The sequence below is a fragment of the Paenibacillus silvae genome (genome assembly GCF_014639235.1).
Classification (GTDB): domain Bacteria; phylum Bacillota; class Bacilli; order Paenibacillales; family Paenibacillaceae; genus Paenibacillus; species Paenibacillus silvae.
The window spans coordinates 1,278,298-1,293,506 of record NZ_BMFU01000001.1; the positions used below are offsets into that span (position 1 = coordinate 1,278,298).

The window sequence follows — 15,209 nt, forward strand, 5'->3', positions numbered from 1 at the left end:
GCCTCCTAGTTTTTTCCGTAGCCTTCTGGACGTGATTGATGCCAGTTCCAGGCACTTTGAATGACATCTTCAAGGTTGGTCCATTTCGGATTCCAGCCCAGAACCGATCTTGCTTTGGCAGAAGAAGCCACCAATACAGCCGGGTCACCCGCACGACGTGGTTCCTGAACAACCGGGATGTCGAGACCTGTTACCTTTTTCGCTGTTTCAATCACTTGTTTTACCGAGAAGCCTGTTCCGTTACCCAGATTAAACACGTTGCTGCTCTCACCCTTGCGCAAGTAATCTACTGCACGCAGATGGGCATCAGCCAGATCGCTAACATGGATGTAATCACGGATACATGTGCCATCTTCTGTTGCGTAGTCATCACCGAATACGGCGATATGTGAACGCTGCTTCAGCGCTGTTTGCAATACGAGTGGAATCAGGTGGCTTTCCGGCTGGTGATCTTCACCGATTTTGCCGCTTTCATGTGCTCCGGCTGCATTGAAGTAACGCAGAGACACATATTTGATATCCTGTACTTTATCGAACCAGGACATCATGCGCTCCATCATTAGTTTGGTTTCACCATATACGTTGGTTGGTTCAGTACGGTCGCTTTCTTCGATTGGCACCTTCTCAGGCTCACCGTAGGTTGCTGCTGTAGAAGAGAAGACGATGCGGCGTACGTTCGCTGCATTCATCGCTTCCAGCAGACACAATGTACCGAATACGTTGTTGTCGTAGTATTTCGCCGGCTCTTTCATACTCTCGCCAACCAGTGAGTTCGCAGCAAAGTGAATGACGGCATCAATTGAATTTTCCGCAAACAGCTTTGTCAAAATCTCCTTGTCACGCAGGTCCCCTTCATACAGCTTGCCACCAAGCAACGCCTCGCGATGTCCTGTTTGCAAGTTATCCAGTACAACAACCTCTTCACCGCGCTCAAGCAACGCTGCCACTGTATGAGAACCAATATATCCTGCTCCACCTGTCACCAAAATTGCCATTTTACTTCGCCTCCTTGAGTTCGTTAACGCCTTCACCTACACCACATACGTAGAAATCACCTTGGAGACCGGTACGCGCCTCATACGCTGCACCCACTTCACTCACAAAGCGTTCAACATCATTTTCATGCACCAGAGATACTGTACATCCACCAAAGCCTGCACCGGTCATGCGCGCACCTAAGGTGCCCGGAATCCGCCGAGCTTCTTCTACCATAACATCCAGCTCAGTGCAGCTGACTTCGTAGAGATCACGCAGCGAATCATGAGAAGCATTCATCAACTGGCCGAACGCTTCCAGATCATTGTTTCGCAGCGCTTCAACAGAAGCCAGCACCCGTGCGTTCTCTTGCACAACGTGCTCGGCACGCTGTCTGACTTTCTCATCCTTGATCTGATCCTGTAAAGTTACGAATTGCTCCGGCTTTAATTGAGCCAGGTGATTCAGTGAAGGCAGCTGTTCCTTCAAAATGGCAAGTGCCTGCTCGCATTGAGAGCGCCGCTCATTGTAAGCCGAATCAACCAGACCGCGGCGTTTGTTTGTGTTGCCAATGATCAGCTTGTACGCACCGGTACGGAAAGGAACCTTCTCGTATTCCAGCGTATCGCACATCAGCAAGATGGCATGATCCTTAGCTCCATTCGCTACAGCAAACTGATCCATGATGCCGCAGTTGACACCAACAAACTCATTTTCTGCTTTCTGGGACAAAAGCGCAAGCTCAACTGTATCGATCTCCGATATCCCTTCCATCGCTTGAACCGCATAACCGGTGAGTACCTCCAGAGATGCGGACGAGGAAAGTCCTGCCCCGTTCGGAATCTCGCCGTGGTACAGAAAATCATATCCTTTGGTCACCTTCACGCCTTTGCCTTCCAGCTCTACCATGACGCCAACCGGATAATCTGTCCATTCTCCCGTTTTCTCCTGACCGATAGAGGCAGTGTCCAGTGTTGCCTCGTACGTCATGTTCGTGGAAGCCAGATTCAGCTTGTGATCCGTACGTTCGCGAATAAGCAAGGTCGTTCCGAATTCAAGTGCGGCCGGAAGTACGTAACCACCATTATAGTCGATATGCTCACCGATCAGATTCACACGTCCAGGGGCATGAAATACGCGGATGTCCGCTCCACTTTCTCCGTACCTCTCAATAAACTTTTGTTGCAATTCAGTTGCCTTCAAAGCTGATGCACCTCGCCTCTTTGTTGTGGTTTTCTTAATGCTATTATATAAGACAGCGATCTCACTTGAAATGAAACCATGTGTGATTCATATGGATAAATGTGACCTTCCATTTTATAATAATGGTAACAAGTGAATACGGAAACTTAGGAAAGAAGGAACAGCTATGAAGGACTCAAACATAAATTCGGCAGAAACATCTCCTAACACTGCAGAGGTGCCCACTCCCCGGTCCGTACAGGAATCCACTTCCGGCAAGAGTGGCGCGCTCAGTTACTCGGTTGCTTCCAATCCGGTCTATTATGACGGAGGTGCTCTGCATGTCCTGTTTGCCGGAGCCAGTCAGACGCTGCCCGGACATGCCTTGGGGCCAAAGCTGTATGATTATTATCTGTTGCATTATGTAGAAAAGGGGGCCGGTACGTTTCGTACCGAGCTGCACACCTACGATCTCTACGCAGGTGACTGTTTTCTTATACATCCGGGCCAGCTGGTCAGCTATCAATCGCATCCCCGTAATCCATGGCAGTATCGCTGGATCGCCTTTACCGGCAGTCAGGCACCCCAGCATGCGGAAGAGGCTGGCTTCCGCCCGGAAAAGTCTGTTTTTCATGCCGGAACCTCCTGTGATATCTCGAGCTGGCTGGCGGTCATGCAGGATGCTTTTGCCGAGCGTAAAGAGAGCGCCCACTTTACTTCTCTTGGCACGTTATACATGATTTTGGCAGAAGCCCAGAATCAGCTGTCCGAAGGACCCACATTGACTGCAGGCGAATCCTCCATTAGTCGAACGGTCAAACAGATGATTCAATACATGTCTACCCAGTACGCTTACCCTGTGTCCATCGAGCAAATGTCTGCAAGTCTGGGATATAACCGGGCTTATCTTTCCCGTATTTTCAAGCAGGAGACTGGCCTCACACCGGTTACCTATTTGCTGAAGCTGCGGATTGACAAGTCGCGTCAGTTGCTGCGCGAGCGTCCCGATCTATCCATTGAGCAGGTATCAGCCTCGGTGGGCATGCCGGACGCATTGTATTTCTCGAAACAGTTCAAACGTTTCCACGGAGAAGCGCCCAGTCTTTATCGGGAGAAACTGCTCGCGCGTCCGTCAAAAGCAAAAACAGAGCAATCCACTCCGTTAAAAAAGAAGAATAGCCCTCGCTGATTAGAATGATTCAGCACCGGTTCACGCATATCTGGACATATATCAATATGCCAAACAAAAAAAGTGCACCTCAGCCTTTATGGCTAAGATGCACTTTTTGGGCATGATTTATTTGTAATGCTTGCCCTTTAGCAAAGGTTCTGATGTTAATCCTTGTTTTTGTTCGCAGGCTCGGGACGAAGAATGGATTCGATTCGCTCCAGTTCCTCGGAGGAGAACTCAAGCTGGCTAAGTGCAGCTACATTCTCTTCAATCTGGGAAGGACGACTTGCGCCAATCAACGCAGACGTCACTCGTCCATTGCGCAGTACCCATGCCAGTGCAAACTGGGCCAGACTTTGACCGCGTGCTGCAGCCATCTGATTCAGTGCACGTACCTTGCGAAGTGTTTCTGGCGATATATTGTTCTCATTCAGAAATACAGAAGGACCCTTGGCGCGTGAATCCTCAGGAATGCCATTCAGGTATTTGTTCGTGAGCACTCCCTGCTCCAGCGGGCAGAATGCAATGCTGCCGGCGCCGTACTCGTCGAGAACATCCTGAAGCCCGTCTTCAATCCAGCGATCCAGCATGGAATATCTTGGCTGATGAATCAGGAGCGGTGTACCCAGGCTTTTCAAAATTTCGGCAGCCTGTTTCGTTTGCTCAGCAGGGTAATTGGAAATGCCCACATAAAGCGCTTTGCCGGAACGCACAATCTGGTCGAGTGCCATCATGGTTTCTTCCAGCGGTGTGTCCGGATCATAGCGATGGGAATAGAAGATATCAACATAATCCAGCCCCATTCGGTTCAAGCTCTGATTCAGGCTGGAGATCAGATATTTGCGAGAGCCCCACTCGCCATAAGGCCCCGGCCACATGTGATATCCCGCTTTGGTGGAGATAATCAGTTCGTCACGATAAGGCTTCAGATCCTGAGCAAGCACCTGCCCAAACAGCTGCTCTGCAGAACCTGGCGGCGGACCATAATTATTGGCCAGATCAAAATGTGTAATCCCGAGATCAAACGCACGGGTAATCATGCTGCGCCCATTTTCCAAACTGTTTATCCCGCCAAAATTATGCCACAGTCCAAGTGAAATTGCGGGCAGCTTGAGCCCCGAACGTCCAACACGGTTATACTTCATTGTTTCATAACGCGCTTCAGCAGCTACATAGACCATCATGAATCCCTTCTTTCCACAGAATTAGCCAGGAATTAACCCAGGAGCCTATCCACTTCCTGCATGACCGCTCCGATCGGCTCGGTAATCAATATATCTGCCCGGTGGTCATACGCAGTTGGTGTGGCGTTAAGCAGCACGGTATGTTTCCCTTGAAAATACATAATCAACTGAGCTGCCGGATACACCGTCAGTGAGGTTCCACCTACGAGCAGCAGATCAGCTGATGACAAGGCATCAATGGAATGATACAGCGTTGCCTGATCCAGCTCTTCTTCATAGAGCACCACATCGGGTTTGACTACCCCTCCGCAAGACGCACAGCGAGGTACGATGTCCTTTGAATCTATAACGTATTGCAAGGAATAGAACTGCTTGCAGTCCATGCAGGCATTGCGATGAACCGAGCCGTGAAGCTCCAGCACGTTGCTGCTACCTGCCTTTTGATGAAGACCATCGATATTTTGTGTAACGACAGCGTGCAGCTTTCCCTCCTGCTCCAGTCTTGCAAGCAAACGATGGCAGCCGTTAGGCTCCGCATCAGGATGAAGCATTTTTCCCCGGTAGAAGTCATAAAAAATATCCGCATGCTGATCAAAAAAATGGCGACTCAATAGTTCTTCTGGCGGATAAGGAGAGTGCTGCTCTGTCTGATATAATCCCGCAGCCGAGCGGAAGTCGGGAATACCGCTTTCCGTAGACGTACCGGCTCCTCCAAAAAAAACAATGCGCGAACTTTCCTTAATCCAGGCAGCCAGCTGCTCTGTCGCGTTCATTCTCTCTCCTCCTTTAACCCGATGCCCAGTTCATCATAGTGACGAATGACGGCATCTGCCTCATGCAGATAGGAACTCTGATCGAGCTGCGGACAATATCCCAGCGTAAAGGCTGCTCCCGCATGACGCCCCATCTGCATATCACCGTTGCTGTCTCCAATGACCATAGCCTCATGTGCCTCAACGGATAACTCCCGGCAAGCCAGCAGGAACGATTCAGCATCAGGTTTGCCGCGCGTTACCCGGTCACAGCCGACGATGGAAGTGAAAAAAGAACGAATTCCCATCCACTCCAGATGTGTTTCAGCCGCGGCTGTGCTGTCCGATGTGACCACGGCAAGTGAAAGCCCGGCTTCCTTGCAGCGCCGCAGCAAGTCAAGCAGGCCAGGCAACGGTTCAGCAGATTTTCGCTCCCGCACAGATTTCATTGCAGCACTGGAAAACCCGCGAATGATCGTAATCGCTTCATTCCAGGGTGTCCCGGCAGCATAGAGCTGACCTGCGAGCCATCCGTTACACTCATCTACCGTTGCAATCGCCAGCGGTCCCTGAACGTCGTATCCGTTAATACGACCTTGTGAATCGTGAAGAGTACCCAGTACATGCTCCAGCTCTACGGTGAAGGAGGCCCCTCGTTCCTGCATCCAGACCTGCAGCTGTGAGAGCATACTTTCAGCCCACGGGCCCCATAATTGCAGAAAATCCAGCAAGGTTCCATCTTTATCAAATAACATGGCCTTGCAGGCAATACTTTTTCCCTGAATCTCCAGCACAGCCACTTGGGATCACCTCCACTGCGAATGTGACTACTTAATGGTATTTAACCAGGACAGTACTGTTTTGACCGTCTGCTTTAGCTGATCCTCTGCACTGACTGTCGGCTCACCGTCCCCCTTTTGATGACCATAGTCACCAAACTGGGAATGGTTCCCGCCTTCAATCGTGTAATACACCGTATCTGGTGGCAAGTACATCCGTCCGTTCTGATACTTGCTCATATTAACGACTCCATCGTTGGTGCCGAGAATGGACAAAGCAGGAATGTCCAGCTTCTGCACACTTCCTTTTTCATCCGGATAGGATGCGAGGAAAAATATGCCTTTAAGCGCCTCGGGATGTGCCGCTATATACCGTGAAGCCATGGAGCCACCCAGAGAGTGACCGCCCATAACAAACTGCTCATCCGGGTATGCAGCCAAAATATCGTCCGCGAGATTCGGCTTGATTACAGCCAGATTAACCGGCATCTTGGCAATAATTGTATGATGTCCAGCCGCTGCAAGCTCATGAGCAAGAGGAGCATAACTTTCCGGTTTAACTAGACCGCCGGGATAAAACAGCACACTTTTACCAGCTGGCTTATCAGGCTTGAAATCAATCCAGTTCTCCTGCTCACTGACCGTCACCCCACCGGATGTTTCCATCGCCGCTTGAGCTGCCTCCTGAGGTCCATAAGGCGTGAACAGCTTCCATGCCACATATCCACATCCAATAACAATGAGCGCCAGAAGTACGAGCAGAAACTTGCCAATGCCCCTCTTCTTGCGCCCGGTATTATAACGATTTCTCAATATCAATCACCTTTCTGTGCTTCCGCAACTGCCGCAGCTTATGGAAGCGGGAGCCTGCTTACCGCAGGCTCCCTTCCATGTTGACGTTCTATTCAGCCTTGGCTTTACGATAAGCTTCCATATATTGTTCCGCTTTGCGGCGAACATGACTCAGATCTCCTGTTTTGACAGCCTCTGATGTCAGATCAGAACCGATTCCAACAGCTACTGCTCCACCCTTGATCCATTCACCCAGGTTGGACAGGGACACCCCGCCTGTCGGCATAAAATTAGCCTGCGGCATAGGGCCTTTCATTGTTTTAATGATGGACGGATCGTACAGATTTCCAGGGAACAGCTTGATTATATCCACGCCAAGCTCAAGCGCACGCTGCACATCAGCAATTGTCATGACACCTGGCAGAATAGGCACACGATACAGATTACACATTTGTACGGTTTCAGGGTTAAGAGACGGCCCGACAACAAACTCGGCACCTGACATAATCGCTGCTCTCGCCGTTTGAGCCTCAAGCACGGTTCCTGCTCCAATAATTGCAAACTTCTCCGGGTCCTGCGTATTCCAGTGATATACACGGCTCAGCTTTTCGATCGCTTTAAGCGCACCCGGTACGGTCATCGTAATTTCGATAACCTTGATGCCGCCCGCAATTGCCTGCTCGGCCATCGCAATAACCTGGTCAGCAGAATCTGCGCGCAGAACCGCCACCACACCACTTTCCGTCATTTTTTGCAACAGTTGAAGCTTCTTCATTTCATTCTCTCCCTTGTCAATGTGGTGGTTGTGAATACAAGCTTTACATTTGGAAAACGAAGATGAGTCATCCTGATTTTAACGGAAATTTAACGCTCGACGTGAGCAACGTTATTCAGCTTGGCCTCGACCTGTGCCCAGGTTGGAAGTGCTTCCCAGTCACCAACTGCCTGTATAACCATCGAACCGGTCAGATTGCCAAGTCGTGTCGCTTCCTGCGGGGTGTATCCTTTCAACAACCCAGCCAGGAAGCCAGCACAGAATCCGTCCCCGGCTCCTACGGTGTCGAGAACCTGATCTGCTTTGAAGTACGGAACTTCCGCTAGGGTACCATCCGCGAGTACATAGGTCAAATCAGGCCCACCTTTAACGATGCACACGGCGTCCATCGCTGCCAATCGTTCAAGCACCTTCTGATCACTATCTTCGTTATATAAAAGTTTCATCTCATCCAGACCCGGCAAAAAGTAGTCGGCCTGTTCAGCCAAACGCAGCAGTACAGGGCGAGCCTGATCCGCTGACCACAGCTTGAGGCGCAGGTTCGGATCAAAGCTCACCTTCACACCTGCCTGCTTGGCGATATGTATAGCGGCTTCAACCGTGGCGAGTCCCGATTCGCTGATGGCTGCAGTTATACCAGTGACATGCAAAATCTTCGCACCGGCGATATATTCAGGGTCCAGATCATCCGGCGTTATTGCACTTGCGGCAGACAACTTCCTATAATAATGCACCGAGGCTTTCCCGGAAGCGTTCTCACGAATCATTAGCCCAGTTGGCTCGTGATCACTTAATTTCGCTCGGGAGACATCCACGCCTTCGCCGCGAATGGCTTTCAGAATCATGTTTCCAATCGGATCATTGCCGAGACGTCCAAACCAGCCGCTGGTATGTCCAAGTCGTGCCACGCCAATGGCCAGATTGCTCTCTGCTCCTCCAAATGTCTTGTCCAGTGTAGCTGCATATTCAAGCCCTCTCGTATCTCTGGCCGTCAGCAACCCCATACTTTCCCCGAATGTAATAATATCAGGGCTTGGAAAGGGACTCGTTGACATGTTGCCTTCCTCCTTAATATTGACTACCTCATCTTCTTCCTCCATTGTCATGCCGCACGCAAGCGTTGTCAATCCCGAAGCCTTCTTTTTGTTGTCACATGTTTGAAAAAAGATAACGCTTACTAATGTGAATTAAATCACAATCATTCCGTTGAATTCATATTACCCTTGATACAGATATATAACTTTTGAATGAGGTTTTAATAGGGGGCAGCATCATGAGAAACCGGATACTGATTCAGAATGATCAGGAATCTTTCTTTTACAATCTTCGCTTCATGCTCATCGTCTGCGTACTGGCTGCGAACGCACTGGAACCGCTCATTACACGCTTCGCAGGGGCAGAGGCTTTGTTTATGTGGATCTATACCTTCCATATGCCGCTTTTTGTCTGGGTTACAGGATACTTCGCCAGATCCTCCATTCGAGGGACTGCAGCACGCAACGTGCTGAAACAGATCGCCATTCAATATGTTCTGTTTCAAACGCTGTACGCCCTGATGGATGCAACTGTGTTCCATACGCCCCATATGCGGCTTTCCTTTTTTGCACCTTATCTGCTGTTATGGTTCCTCGCCAGTCATTTCTGCTGGAGACTGCTCGTTTGGTTAACGATGAACTGGAAGCCGCATCAACGATTAATCGCCTCCATTGCTCTAGGGGTTATTGTCGGTTACATGCCTGTTGACGGATTCTGGCTAAGCTTCAGCCGCACCCTTGTTTTCCTGCCATTTTTTGTACTTGGATACGATTACGGTGCCGTGATTCGCTCATACCTTGTTCCAGGCTGGGGCCGGAGAGCAGCTGCTGTTCTCTCTGCTGCCCTGCTGATCTACATCGCTTTCGGCGGCTTGAATATTTCGGCGGGCTGGCTGCTTGGGAGCAAAACGTTTGCCGAACTGGGTCATCATGAATGGTATGCCGGAGCGCTTCGTCTAGGGGTGTATTTGCTGGAGATTGTCTCCGCATTGCTTTTCCTGGCCTGGGTGCCTAATCTGACTTCCAAAATAACCGATCTGGGCAAGCGTACTCTATACGTTTTCCTGCTGCACGGCTTCCTTGTACGGCTGGCGATCTGGTCAGGCATCTACAGTTATATGGGAAGTGCACTGTTTGTGCCAATCATCCTTGTCGCTGCTGTGCTGTTTGCCATTACGCTGGCTCATCCGCTTGTGCGCCGTACCTTCAAGGCACTGATTGAACCGGACATTACGCGAATTTCCTTGCATCGGCCTGGTGCTTTCAAACGTTCAGCCTGATACCTTGAGATTCTCTTCCTTAACTCGGACCAAAGCCCTAATATCCATAAAAACCCATCCTTTTTGTTTCAGGCTGGAAGTGATGTGGTAATTCAGGATACACACTGCAAAAAACAACTTATAATCATAAGGAGTGATTTGTAATGGCACGAGGGCATACATCAGATCGCAAGATGAGCAGAGAGGAAGCTGGACGGCTTGGCGGCAGAGCCACCTCAAGAAACCATGACCGAAGCTTCTACCAGATGATTGGTAAAAAAGGTGGTGAAGCCACCTCTGATGCTCATGATGCAGATTTCTATAAGGAAATCGGACGCAAGGGTGGCGAAGCGACTTCCGAGAACCACAATACAGAATTCTATCGTGAAATCGGTCGTAAAGGCGGAAGCAGCTGACTGTACCTTGAAGCGGACTGCTTTTAAAATAAACATCACTTTCCCCACTATTTCAGAAGCCAAACCCATGAAAATGGAATCTGGCTTCTTTTCTATTGTCTATTGATTGTAGAAATATGACGAGGGTTGTGATAGACTCTATAGAAAAACCGGGTGTTCACGGGTTTAAAGCAACAGAGAATGCACAAACTACGGAAGTCCTGGAACCGGAATAACCGGTCTGTTTTTTTAGAGTACGGATGAAATTAAACGACAGATGCACTGCCATTTATTTTTCCATTCATGCTGCTCAATATTATATATTTGGGGGGAATACACCATGTCAGCCAATAAGATGCGATCCGATATGATCAAAAAAGGTTTTGACCGCGCACCACACCGGAGTTTGCTCCGTGCAGCGGGCGTTAAAGAAGAGGATTTCGGCAAGCCGTTTATTGCGGTATGTAACTCTTACATTGATATTGTGCCTGGTCACGTGCACCTGCAGGAATTCGGTAAAATTGTTAAAGATGCCATTCGCGAAGCCGGCGGCGTTCCGTTTGAGTTCAACACCATCGGGGTAGATGACGGGATTGCGATGGGCCACATCGGTATGCGTTACTCCCTGCCAAGCCGTGACATCATCGCGGATTCGGTAGAGACGGTTGTGTCTGCACACTGGTTCGATGGCATGGTTTGTATCCCGAACTGTGACAAAATCACTCCTGGTATGATGATGGGCGCACTGCGCTGCAACATCCCTACCGTATTTGTAAGTGGTGGCCCGATGAAGGCAGGCCGTGACAGCAACGGTAAAGCCCTCTCCCTCACGTCCGTATTCGAAGGCGTAGGTGCATTCCAGGCTGGTAAAATTGATGATAAAAGCTTGCTTGAGCTTGAGCAATTTGGTTGTCCGACTTGCGGCTCCTGCTCCGGTATGTTTACAGCTAACTCCATGAACTGCCTCGCAGAAGCGATGGGCCTGGCGTTGCCGGGTAACGGAACAATTTTGGCTGTTGCTCCAGAGCGCCGTGATTTTGTTAGACAATCCGCTAAGCAATTAATGGAATTGATCAAGCTGGATCTGAAACCACGTGATATCGTAACTGTAGAAGCGATCGACAATGCGTTTGCACTGGATATGGCGATGGGCGGTTCTACAAATACTGTACTGCACACGCTGGCTCTTGCTCATGAAGCTGGCATCGAATATCCAATCGAGCGGATCAATGAAGTCGCTAACCGTGTTCCGCATCTGGCAAAACTTGCTCCTGCTTCCGACCTGCACATCGAGGACGTTCACAATGCAGGTGGCGTAAGCGCAGTACTCAACGAGTTGCTCAAGAAACCAGGTGCAATTCATGCAGACTGTATTACGGTTACAGGTAAAACCATCCGTGAGAACGTGGAAGGCCAGGAAATCAAAGACACCAACGTAATCCACAAACTGGACAATCCTCACTCCGAAAAAGGCGGACTGGCTGTACTGTTCGGTAACCTTGCACCAGAGGGCGCGATCATCAAGGTAGGTGCGGTTGATCCTTCTGTTGGCGGATACCACAAAGGTCCTGCGATCTGCTTTGACTCCCAGGAGCAAGCACTTGAGGGCATTGCTAACGGCAAAGTAAAAGAAGGACATGTTGTCGTCATTCGTTATGAAGGGCCAAAAGGCGGTCCAGGTATGCCTGAAATGCTCGCCCCGACTTCACAGATCGTAGGAATGGGTCTCGGTGCAAAAGTAGGTCTGATCACTGATGGACGTTTCTCCGGCGCATCCCGCGGCATCAGTATCGGTCATATCTCTCCCGAAGCTGCGGAAGGCGGTCCGATTGCCTTTGTTGAAGAAGGAGATATCATCGAGCTGGATCTCAACAATCGAATCATCGAGCTGCACGTCAGCGATGAGGAGTTTGAACGTCGCCGCGCGAACTGGAAAGGCTTCGAGCCAAAAGTAAAAACCGGCTTGCTCGCTCGCTACTCCAAGCTTGTAACCAACGCAAGCAACGGTGGCGTACTGAAAATTTAATCTGCAATCATACAAACACTAAATATAACTTGAAATACAAAAAGGATGCGCTCAGCCAGTGTGGCAGAGCGCATCCTTTTTGTACCACAGCATAATAAGTCCTTGGCCTGTATTTTAAATAATTTCGTGTGATTTCATTTCAGTTCGTTGCCTAGTTTCGTTCTGGCAAAATTTCATTTTCGAGCAGAATGGACTCGTCTCGCCTATCCTCAGTCGAAGCAGCAGCAAGTTTATGGTGCTGTCCGTAGCGCCTCAGCAGTTCCTCCACCGGCATTACAATCATTTTAGGCACCAATTGATCTGTACGCTGCTTCAAGCGCTCTGTGCCTGCCGGATGAATAACACTAAGCAGCAGCTTCAGATATAACCTGGAGGCCATGCTGAATGGCCCTGGGGGCAGTTCCTGAATCGTAAATCCAAACTTCTCGGGTCCACGATTAATCATACTCACACCGTAGATGGCTTTCGCTGAGCGCAGCTCAGGATCGGCTGCAACAAGCTCAGCCAGATCAGGCAGCTGCTGTTCCATCGTACGAATCATACGAATCGCCAGATGCATGCTTGAACGTGAGGTTACTCCGAGCTCATATAATTTCTGATTATCAAAATGCAGCTCAATCATCGGATCTCCGTTCTGCATAACATATCCTTGCCCCATCTCTACCCTTGCACCGTGGTATACCCTGGAACGGAAATGCAGCATTGGATCTTCCGGGGAAGCCGTTCTCAGATGGTATACCCAGTGAAACAGCTTCTCCCAACCTAACCATAAAGCAACCACAGCACGTTTCCACAGCTTTAGTTTGATTTGTGTCTCGTTTTGACTTACAAGGGCAGCTGCTCGGTCACCATACATCAGCGTATCCACTCGAACACTGGTTAACCCGCGGCGCTTCGCTTCCTGAAGCACGGTTGCCAGCGCTCCAAGCATCTGCTCTGGCGCTTCTGCATCTGCTCCCAATGTTGTGCCCCGATCATGCAGCAGAAATACCTCTCCGCCCTTCAACTTCCGAAGCATGCGTTCCGTCAACCTCTCAGCACCTACGTTGCATTTCCAGTCCTCAAACATGGCGGACCACAGAATGATTTTACGATCCTTTTTGCTGAAAAAATCAAACAGGTTCATAATGCCCCATGGCGGACGATAATAGCAGGTTCTCTCACCTGTAATCTCTTCAATAATCTGACCCGTTCTTTCGATCTGATCCCGTACCGTTCGCGGACGCATCAACCAGTTAGTTTTATGAATATAATTATGAATACCGATGAGATGACCTTCTGCATGTATACGTCTGATCAATTCCGGGTGACTCTCCGCATGCTCTCCCACAACAAAAAAGGTGGCCTTGACGTCATGCTCTCGCAGCAAATCAAGCAAACGAGGTGTATATTGCGGATCTGGTCCGTCATCAAATGTTAAAGCATAGGCTGTATCGCTATTTCCCCTTCTAAATACACGAAAACCAAAAAGTCTGCTAATCAGACTTGGAATAAAAGCGTAAAAAGAGGACAGATACAATAACCACAGTAAAATACTCTGAAGCATCGTTGTCATGATGTTGATTCCCCACTTCTCCTGCTATTTTACGGCCCATAGGCACTATCTAAAATAAACCGCCTTTAATTTTATCATAATTATCAAATTACATAAATGCTGTTTCCCCAAAACAGCGCTATCATGTACAATAAATACAGTCTAATTTCTACCTGTAAAGGAGTCTATGTCCATGCTGCCGCTGTATAAAAAATACGGGCGTACCGTTTTTGATATCGCTCTGCTCGTGTTAACCGTGTACGTTATCATGTTCACTTTTAGTAAATTGTATCACATCGCTGCACCCGTTTTCCTTTCCTTTATTGTATTCTGGATGATTGAACCATTAGCCCGTTTTTTGCATCGCAAAGGGCTGCCCAAAGTGCTGGGCACGACTATTTCTCTCTTGTTATTTCTCGGACTGATCACTGCCGGCTTCTTTGGCGTTGGTTTCTTCATCGTCTCGCAAATTTCCGATCTTCAGGTCAACTTCCCGGGATATGTTGAGTTAATCCAGCGTGAATTCACCAATCTGGTACTGCTTATACAGGACAAGTCAGATGCCCTTCCTGAGGGCATACTGGATAAAATCAATGAATATTTCGCTACCCTGTCCGGTTTTCTGTCCAAATGGGTTACGAGCGGAGCACAGTTTATCATCGGTTTTCTCAGCTCATTCTCTTCCTTTATAACCAACTTCGGGATTGCGATCATTCTCGCCTTTTTTCTCAGCATCGAGATTGAATCCTGGCGCAAGTTCGCTCGTGCCAAAATGCCAAAGACATTAAAAACGGCTAACGATTTTATGCGCACCCATGTGTTCAAGACCATTCGTTCCTACATCAAAGCACAGATCATTATGATGCTTATTACATTCGTATTGATATATGCAGGACTGCTGATCCTGGGAACCTCCAACGCTTTTACAATCGCAGCCGTCTGTGCCATCTTTGACCTGGTACCGCTGCTCGGTGTGCCTGTCATATTCATTCCATGGATTATTTATTTACTTATTGTGGGTGACAGCGTGCTTGCCATCGGTCTGATTGTCATTCTGGCCGTAACGATGCTGACTCGCCAATTGCTTGAGCCTAAAATTTCGGGCAATTCGATTGGTGTCTCTTCTGCTTACCTGATGCTTTCCTTTATGCTGATTTCTCTCTCGATCTTTGGACTGGCAGGGGTTGTACTTTCTCCTGTGCTTCTGATTTTATTAAAAGAACTGCTTCAGCAAGGTTACTTGCAAAAATGGATTCATCTGCCGCAGGACGAATTCGACTCCTCACCTCTCGTGATGGACTCGCCTGAGCCGGTCTCTTCCAGGAAAACGGGTGAAGAGTAAACTCAAGCA

Annotated in this window: 13 protein-coding genes and 2 pseudogenes; 5 read left to right on the forward strand and 10 right to left on the reverse strand. The window is 49.1% G+C overall.

The window, feature by feature from the left end:
* Window positions 1-5: 5 nt before the first annotated feature.
* Window positions 6-995: a UDP-glucose 4-epimerase GalE gene (gene galE, locus IEW26_RS05730; protein WP_110896284.1), complete on the reverse strand. Its 990-nt coding sequence runs from the start codon at window positions 993-995 to the stop codon at window positions 6-8.
* 1 nt (window position 996) lies between these two features.
* Entirely contained in the window at window positions 997-2,178 is a 1,182-nt protein-coding gene (locus IEW26_RS05735; RefSeq protein ID WP_188591587.1) for a galactokinase, read from the reverse strand.
* Between the two features lie 166 nt (window positions 2,179-2,344).
* On the opposite strand from IEW26_RS05735, the gene IEW26_RS05740 reads away from it, so the two are divergent.
* Window positions 2,345-3,346, forward strand: coding sequence for an AraC family transcriptional regulator (locus tag IEW26_RS05740; RefSeq protein ID WP_229729671.1), 1,002 nt, complete (start codon window positions 2,345-2,347; stop codon window positions 3,344-3,346).
* 146 nt (window positions 3,347-3,492) lie between these two features.
* On the opposite strand, the gene mgrA is transcribed toward IEW26_RS05740, so the two are convergent.
* The 6 genes from mgrA to IEW26_RS05770 all read right to left on the reverse strand — a co-directional run bounded on the left by mgrA (window position 3,493) and on the right by IEW26_RS05770 (window position 8,665).
* Window positions 3,493-4,509, reverse strand: a complete 1,017-nt coding sequence (gene mgrA, locus IEW26_RS05745) for an L-glyceraldehyde 3-phosphate reductase (protein ID WP_111270124.1) — start codon at window positions 4,507-4,509, stop codon at window positions 3,493-3,495.
* 35 nt (window positions 4,510-4,544) lie between these two features.
* A complete protein-coding gene (locus tag IEW26_RS05750) occupies window positions 4,545-5,285 on the reverse strand; it encodes an NAD-dependent protein deacylase (RefSeq protein ID WP_188591588.1) in 741 nt (246 codons plus the stop codon).
* Entirely contained in the window at window positions 5,282-6,064 is a 783-nt protein-coding gene (locus tag IEW26_RS05755) for an HAD family hydrolase (protein ID WP_188591589.1), read from the reverse strand. The genes IEW26_RS05750 and IEW26_RS05755 overlap by 4 nt, the downstream gene beginning before the upstream one ends.
* A 27-nt stretch (window positions 6,065-6,091) precedes the next feature.
* Window positions 6,092-6,856, reverse strand: coding sequence for an alpha/beta fold hydrolase (locus IEW26_RS05760; RefSeq protein WP_184185780.1), 765 nt, complete (start codon window positions 6,854-6,856; stop codon window positions 6,092-6,094).
* A gap of 88 nt (window positions 6,857-6,944) precedes the next feature.
* Window positions 6,945-7,610 (reverse strand): bifunctional 2-keto-4-hydroxyglutarate aldolase/2-keto-3-deoxy-6-phosphogluconate aldolase, encoded by a 666-nt coding sequence (locus IEW26_RS05765; protein ID WP_145406089.1) that lies wholly within the window; start codon window positions 7,608-7,610, stop codon window positions 6,945-6,947.
* Window positions 7,611-7,699: 89 nt separating this feature from the next.
* A complete protein-coding gene (locus IEW26_RS05770; RefSeq protein ID WP_188591590.1) occupies window positions 7,700-8,665 on the reverse strand; it encodes a sugar kinase in 966 nt (321 codons plus the stop codon).
* A gap of 218 nt (window positions 8,666-8,883) precedes the next feature.
* Here IEW26_RS05770 and IEW26_RS05775 point away from each other — a divergent pair, with 218 nt between their 5' ends.
* The 3 genes and pseudogenes from IEW26_RS05775 to ilvD all read left to right on the forward strand — a co-directional run bounded on the left by IEW26_RS05775 (window position 8,884) and on the right by ilvD (window position 12,324).
* Window positions 8,884-9,924 (forward strand): acyltransferase family protein, encoded by a 1,041-nt coding sequence (locus tag IEW26_RS05775; RefSeq protein WP_188591591.1) that lies wholly within the window; start codon window positions 8,884-8,886, stop codon window positions 9,922-9,924.
* A gap of 143 nt (window positions 9,925-10,067) precedes the next feature.
* A pseudogene (locus tag IEW26_RS05780) lies at window positions 10,068-10,316 on the forward strand (KGG domain-containing protein); the annotation flags it as partial.
* A gap of 322 nt (window positions 10,317-10,638) precedes the next feature.
* Entirely contained in the window at window positions 10,639-12,324 is a 1,686-nt protein-coding gene (gene ilvD, locus IEW26_RS05785; RefSeq protein WP_111270131.1) for a dihydroxy-acid dehydratase, read from the forward strand.
* Window positions 12,325-12,475: 151 nt separating this feature from the next.
* Here the strand turns inward: ilvD and IEW26_RS30715 are convergent, their stop codons facing one another.
* Window positions 12,476-13,342: a YkoP family protein gene (locus tag IEW26_RS30715; protein ID WP_373288433.1), complete on the reverse strand. Its 867-nt coding sequence runs from the start codon at window positions 13,340-13,342 to the stop codon at window positions 12,476-12,478.
* 114 nt (window positions 13,343-13,456) lie between these two features.
* Window positions 13,457-13,879: pseudogene (locus tag IEW26_RS30720) on the reverse strand (polysaccharide deacetylase family protein); the annotation flags it as partial.
* Between the two features lie 172 nt (window positions 13,880-14,051).
* Here IEW26_RS30720 and IEW26_RS05795 point away from each other — a divergent pair.
* A complete protein-coding gene (locus tag IEW26_RS05795) occupies window positions 14,052-15,200 on the forward strand; it encodes an AI-2E family transporter (RefSeq protein WP_188591593.1) in 1,149 nt (382 codons plus the stop codon).
* Window positions 15,201-15,209: the final 9 nt, after the last annotated feature.

Excerpts from the sequence above, each read along its gene's own strand:
- IEW26_RS05740 (WP_229729671.1), top strand. The coding sequence starts at position 2,345 with ATGAAGGACTCAAACATAAATTCGGCAGAAACATCTCCTAACACTGCA.
- IEW26_RS05795 (WP_188591593.1), top strand. The coding sequence starts at position 14,052 with ATGCTGCCGCTGTATAAAAAATACGGGCGTACCGTTTTTGATATCGCT.
- IEW26_RS05765 (WP_145406089.1), bottom strand. The coding sequence starts at position 7,610 with ATGAAGAAGCTTCAACTGTTGCAAAAAATGACGGAAAGTGGTGTGGTG.
- ilvD (WP_111270131.1), top strand. The coding sequence starts at position 10,639 with ATGTCAGCCAATAAGATGCGATCCGATATGATCAAAAAAGGTTTTGAC.
- IEW26_RS05775 (WP_188591591.1), top strand. The coding sequence starts at position 8,884 with ATGAGAAACCGGATACTGATTCAGAATGATCAGGAATCTTTCTTTTAC.
- galE (WP_110896284.1), bottom strand. The coding sequence starts at position 995 with ATGGCAATTTTGGTGACAGGTGGAGCAGGATATATTGGTTCTCATACA.
- mgrA (WP_111270124.1), bottom strand. The coding sequence starts at position 4,509 with ATGGTCTATGTAGCTGCTGAAGCGCGTTATGAAACAATGAAGTATAAC.
- IEW26_RS30715 (WP_373288433.1), bottom strand. The coding sequence starts at position 13,342 with ATGCTTCGGAAGTTGAAGGGCGGAGAGGTATTTCTGCTGCATGATCGG.
- IEW26_RS05750 (WP_188591588.1), bottom strand. The coding sequence starts at position 5,285 with ATGAACGCGACAGAGCAGCTGGCTGCCTGGATTAAGGAAAGTTCGCGC.
- IEW26_RS05770 (WP_188591590.1), bottom strand. The coding sequence starts at position 8,665 with ATGTCAACGAGTCCCTTTCCAAGCCCTGATATTATTACATTCGGGGAA.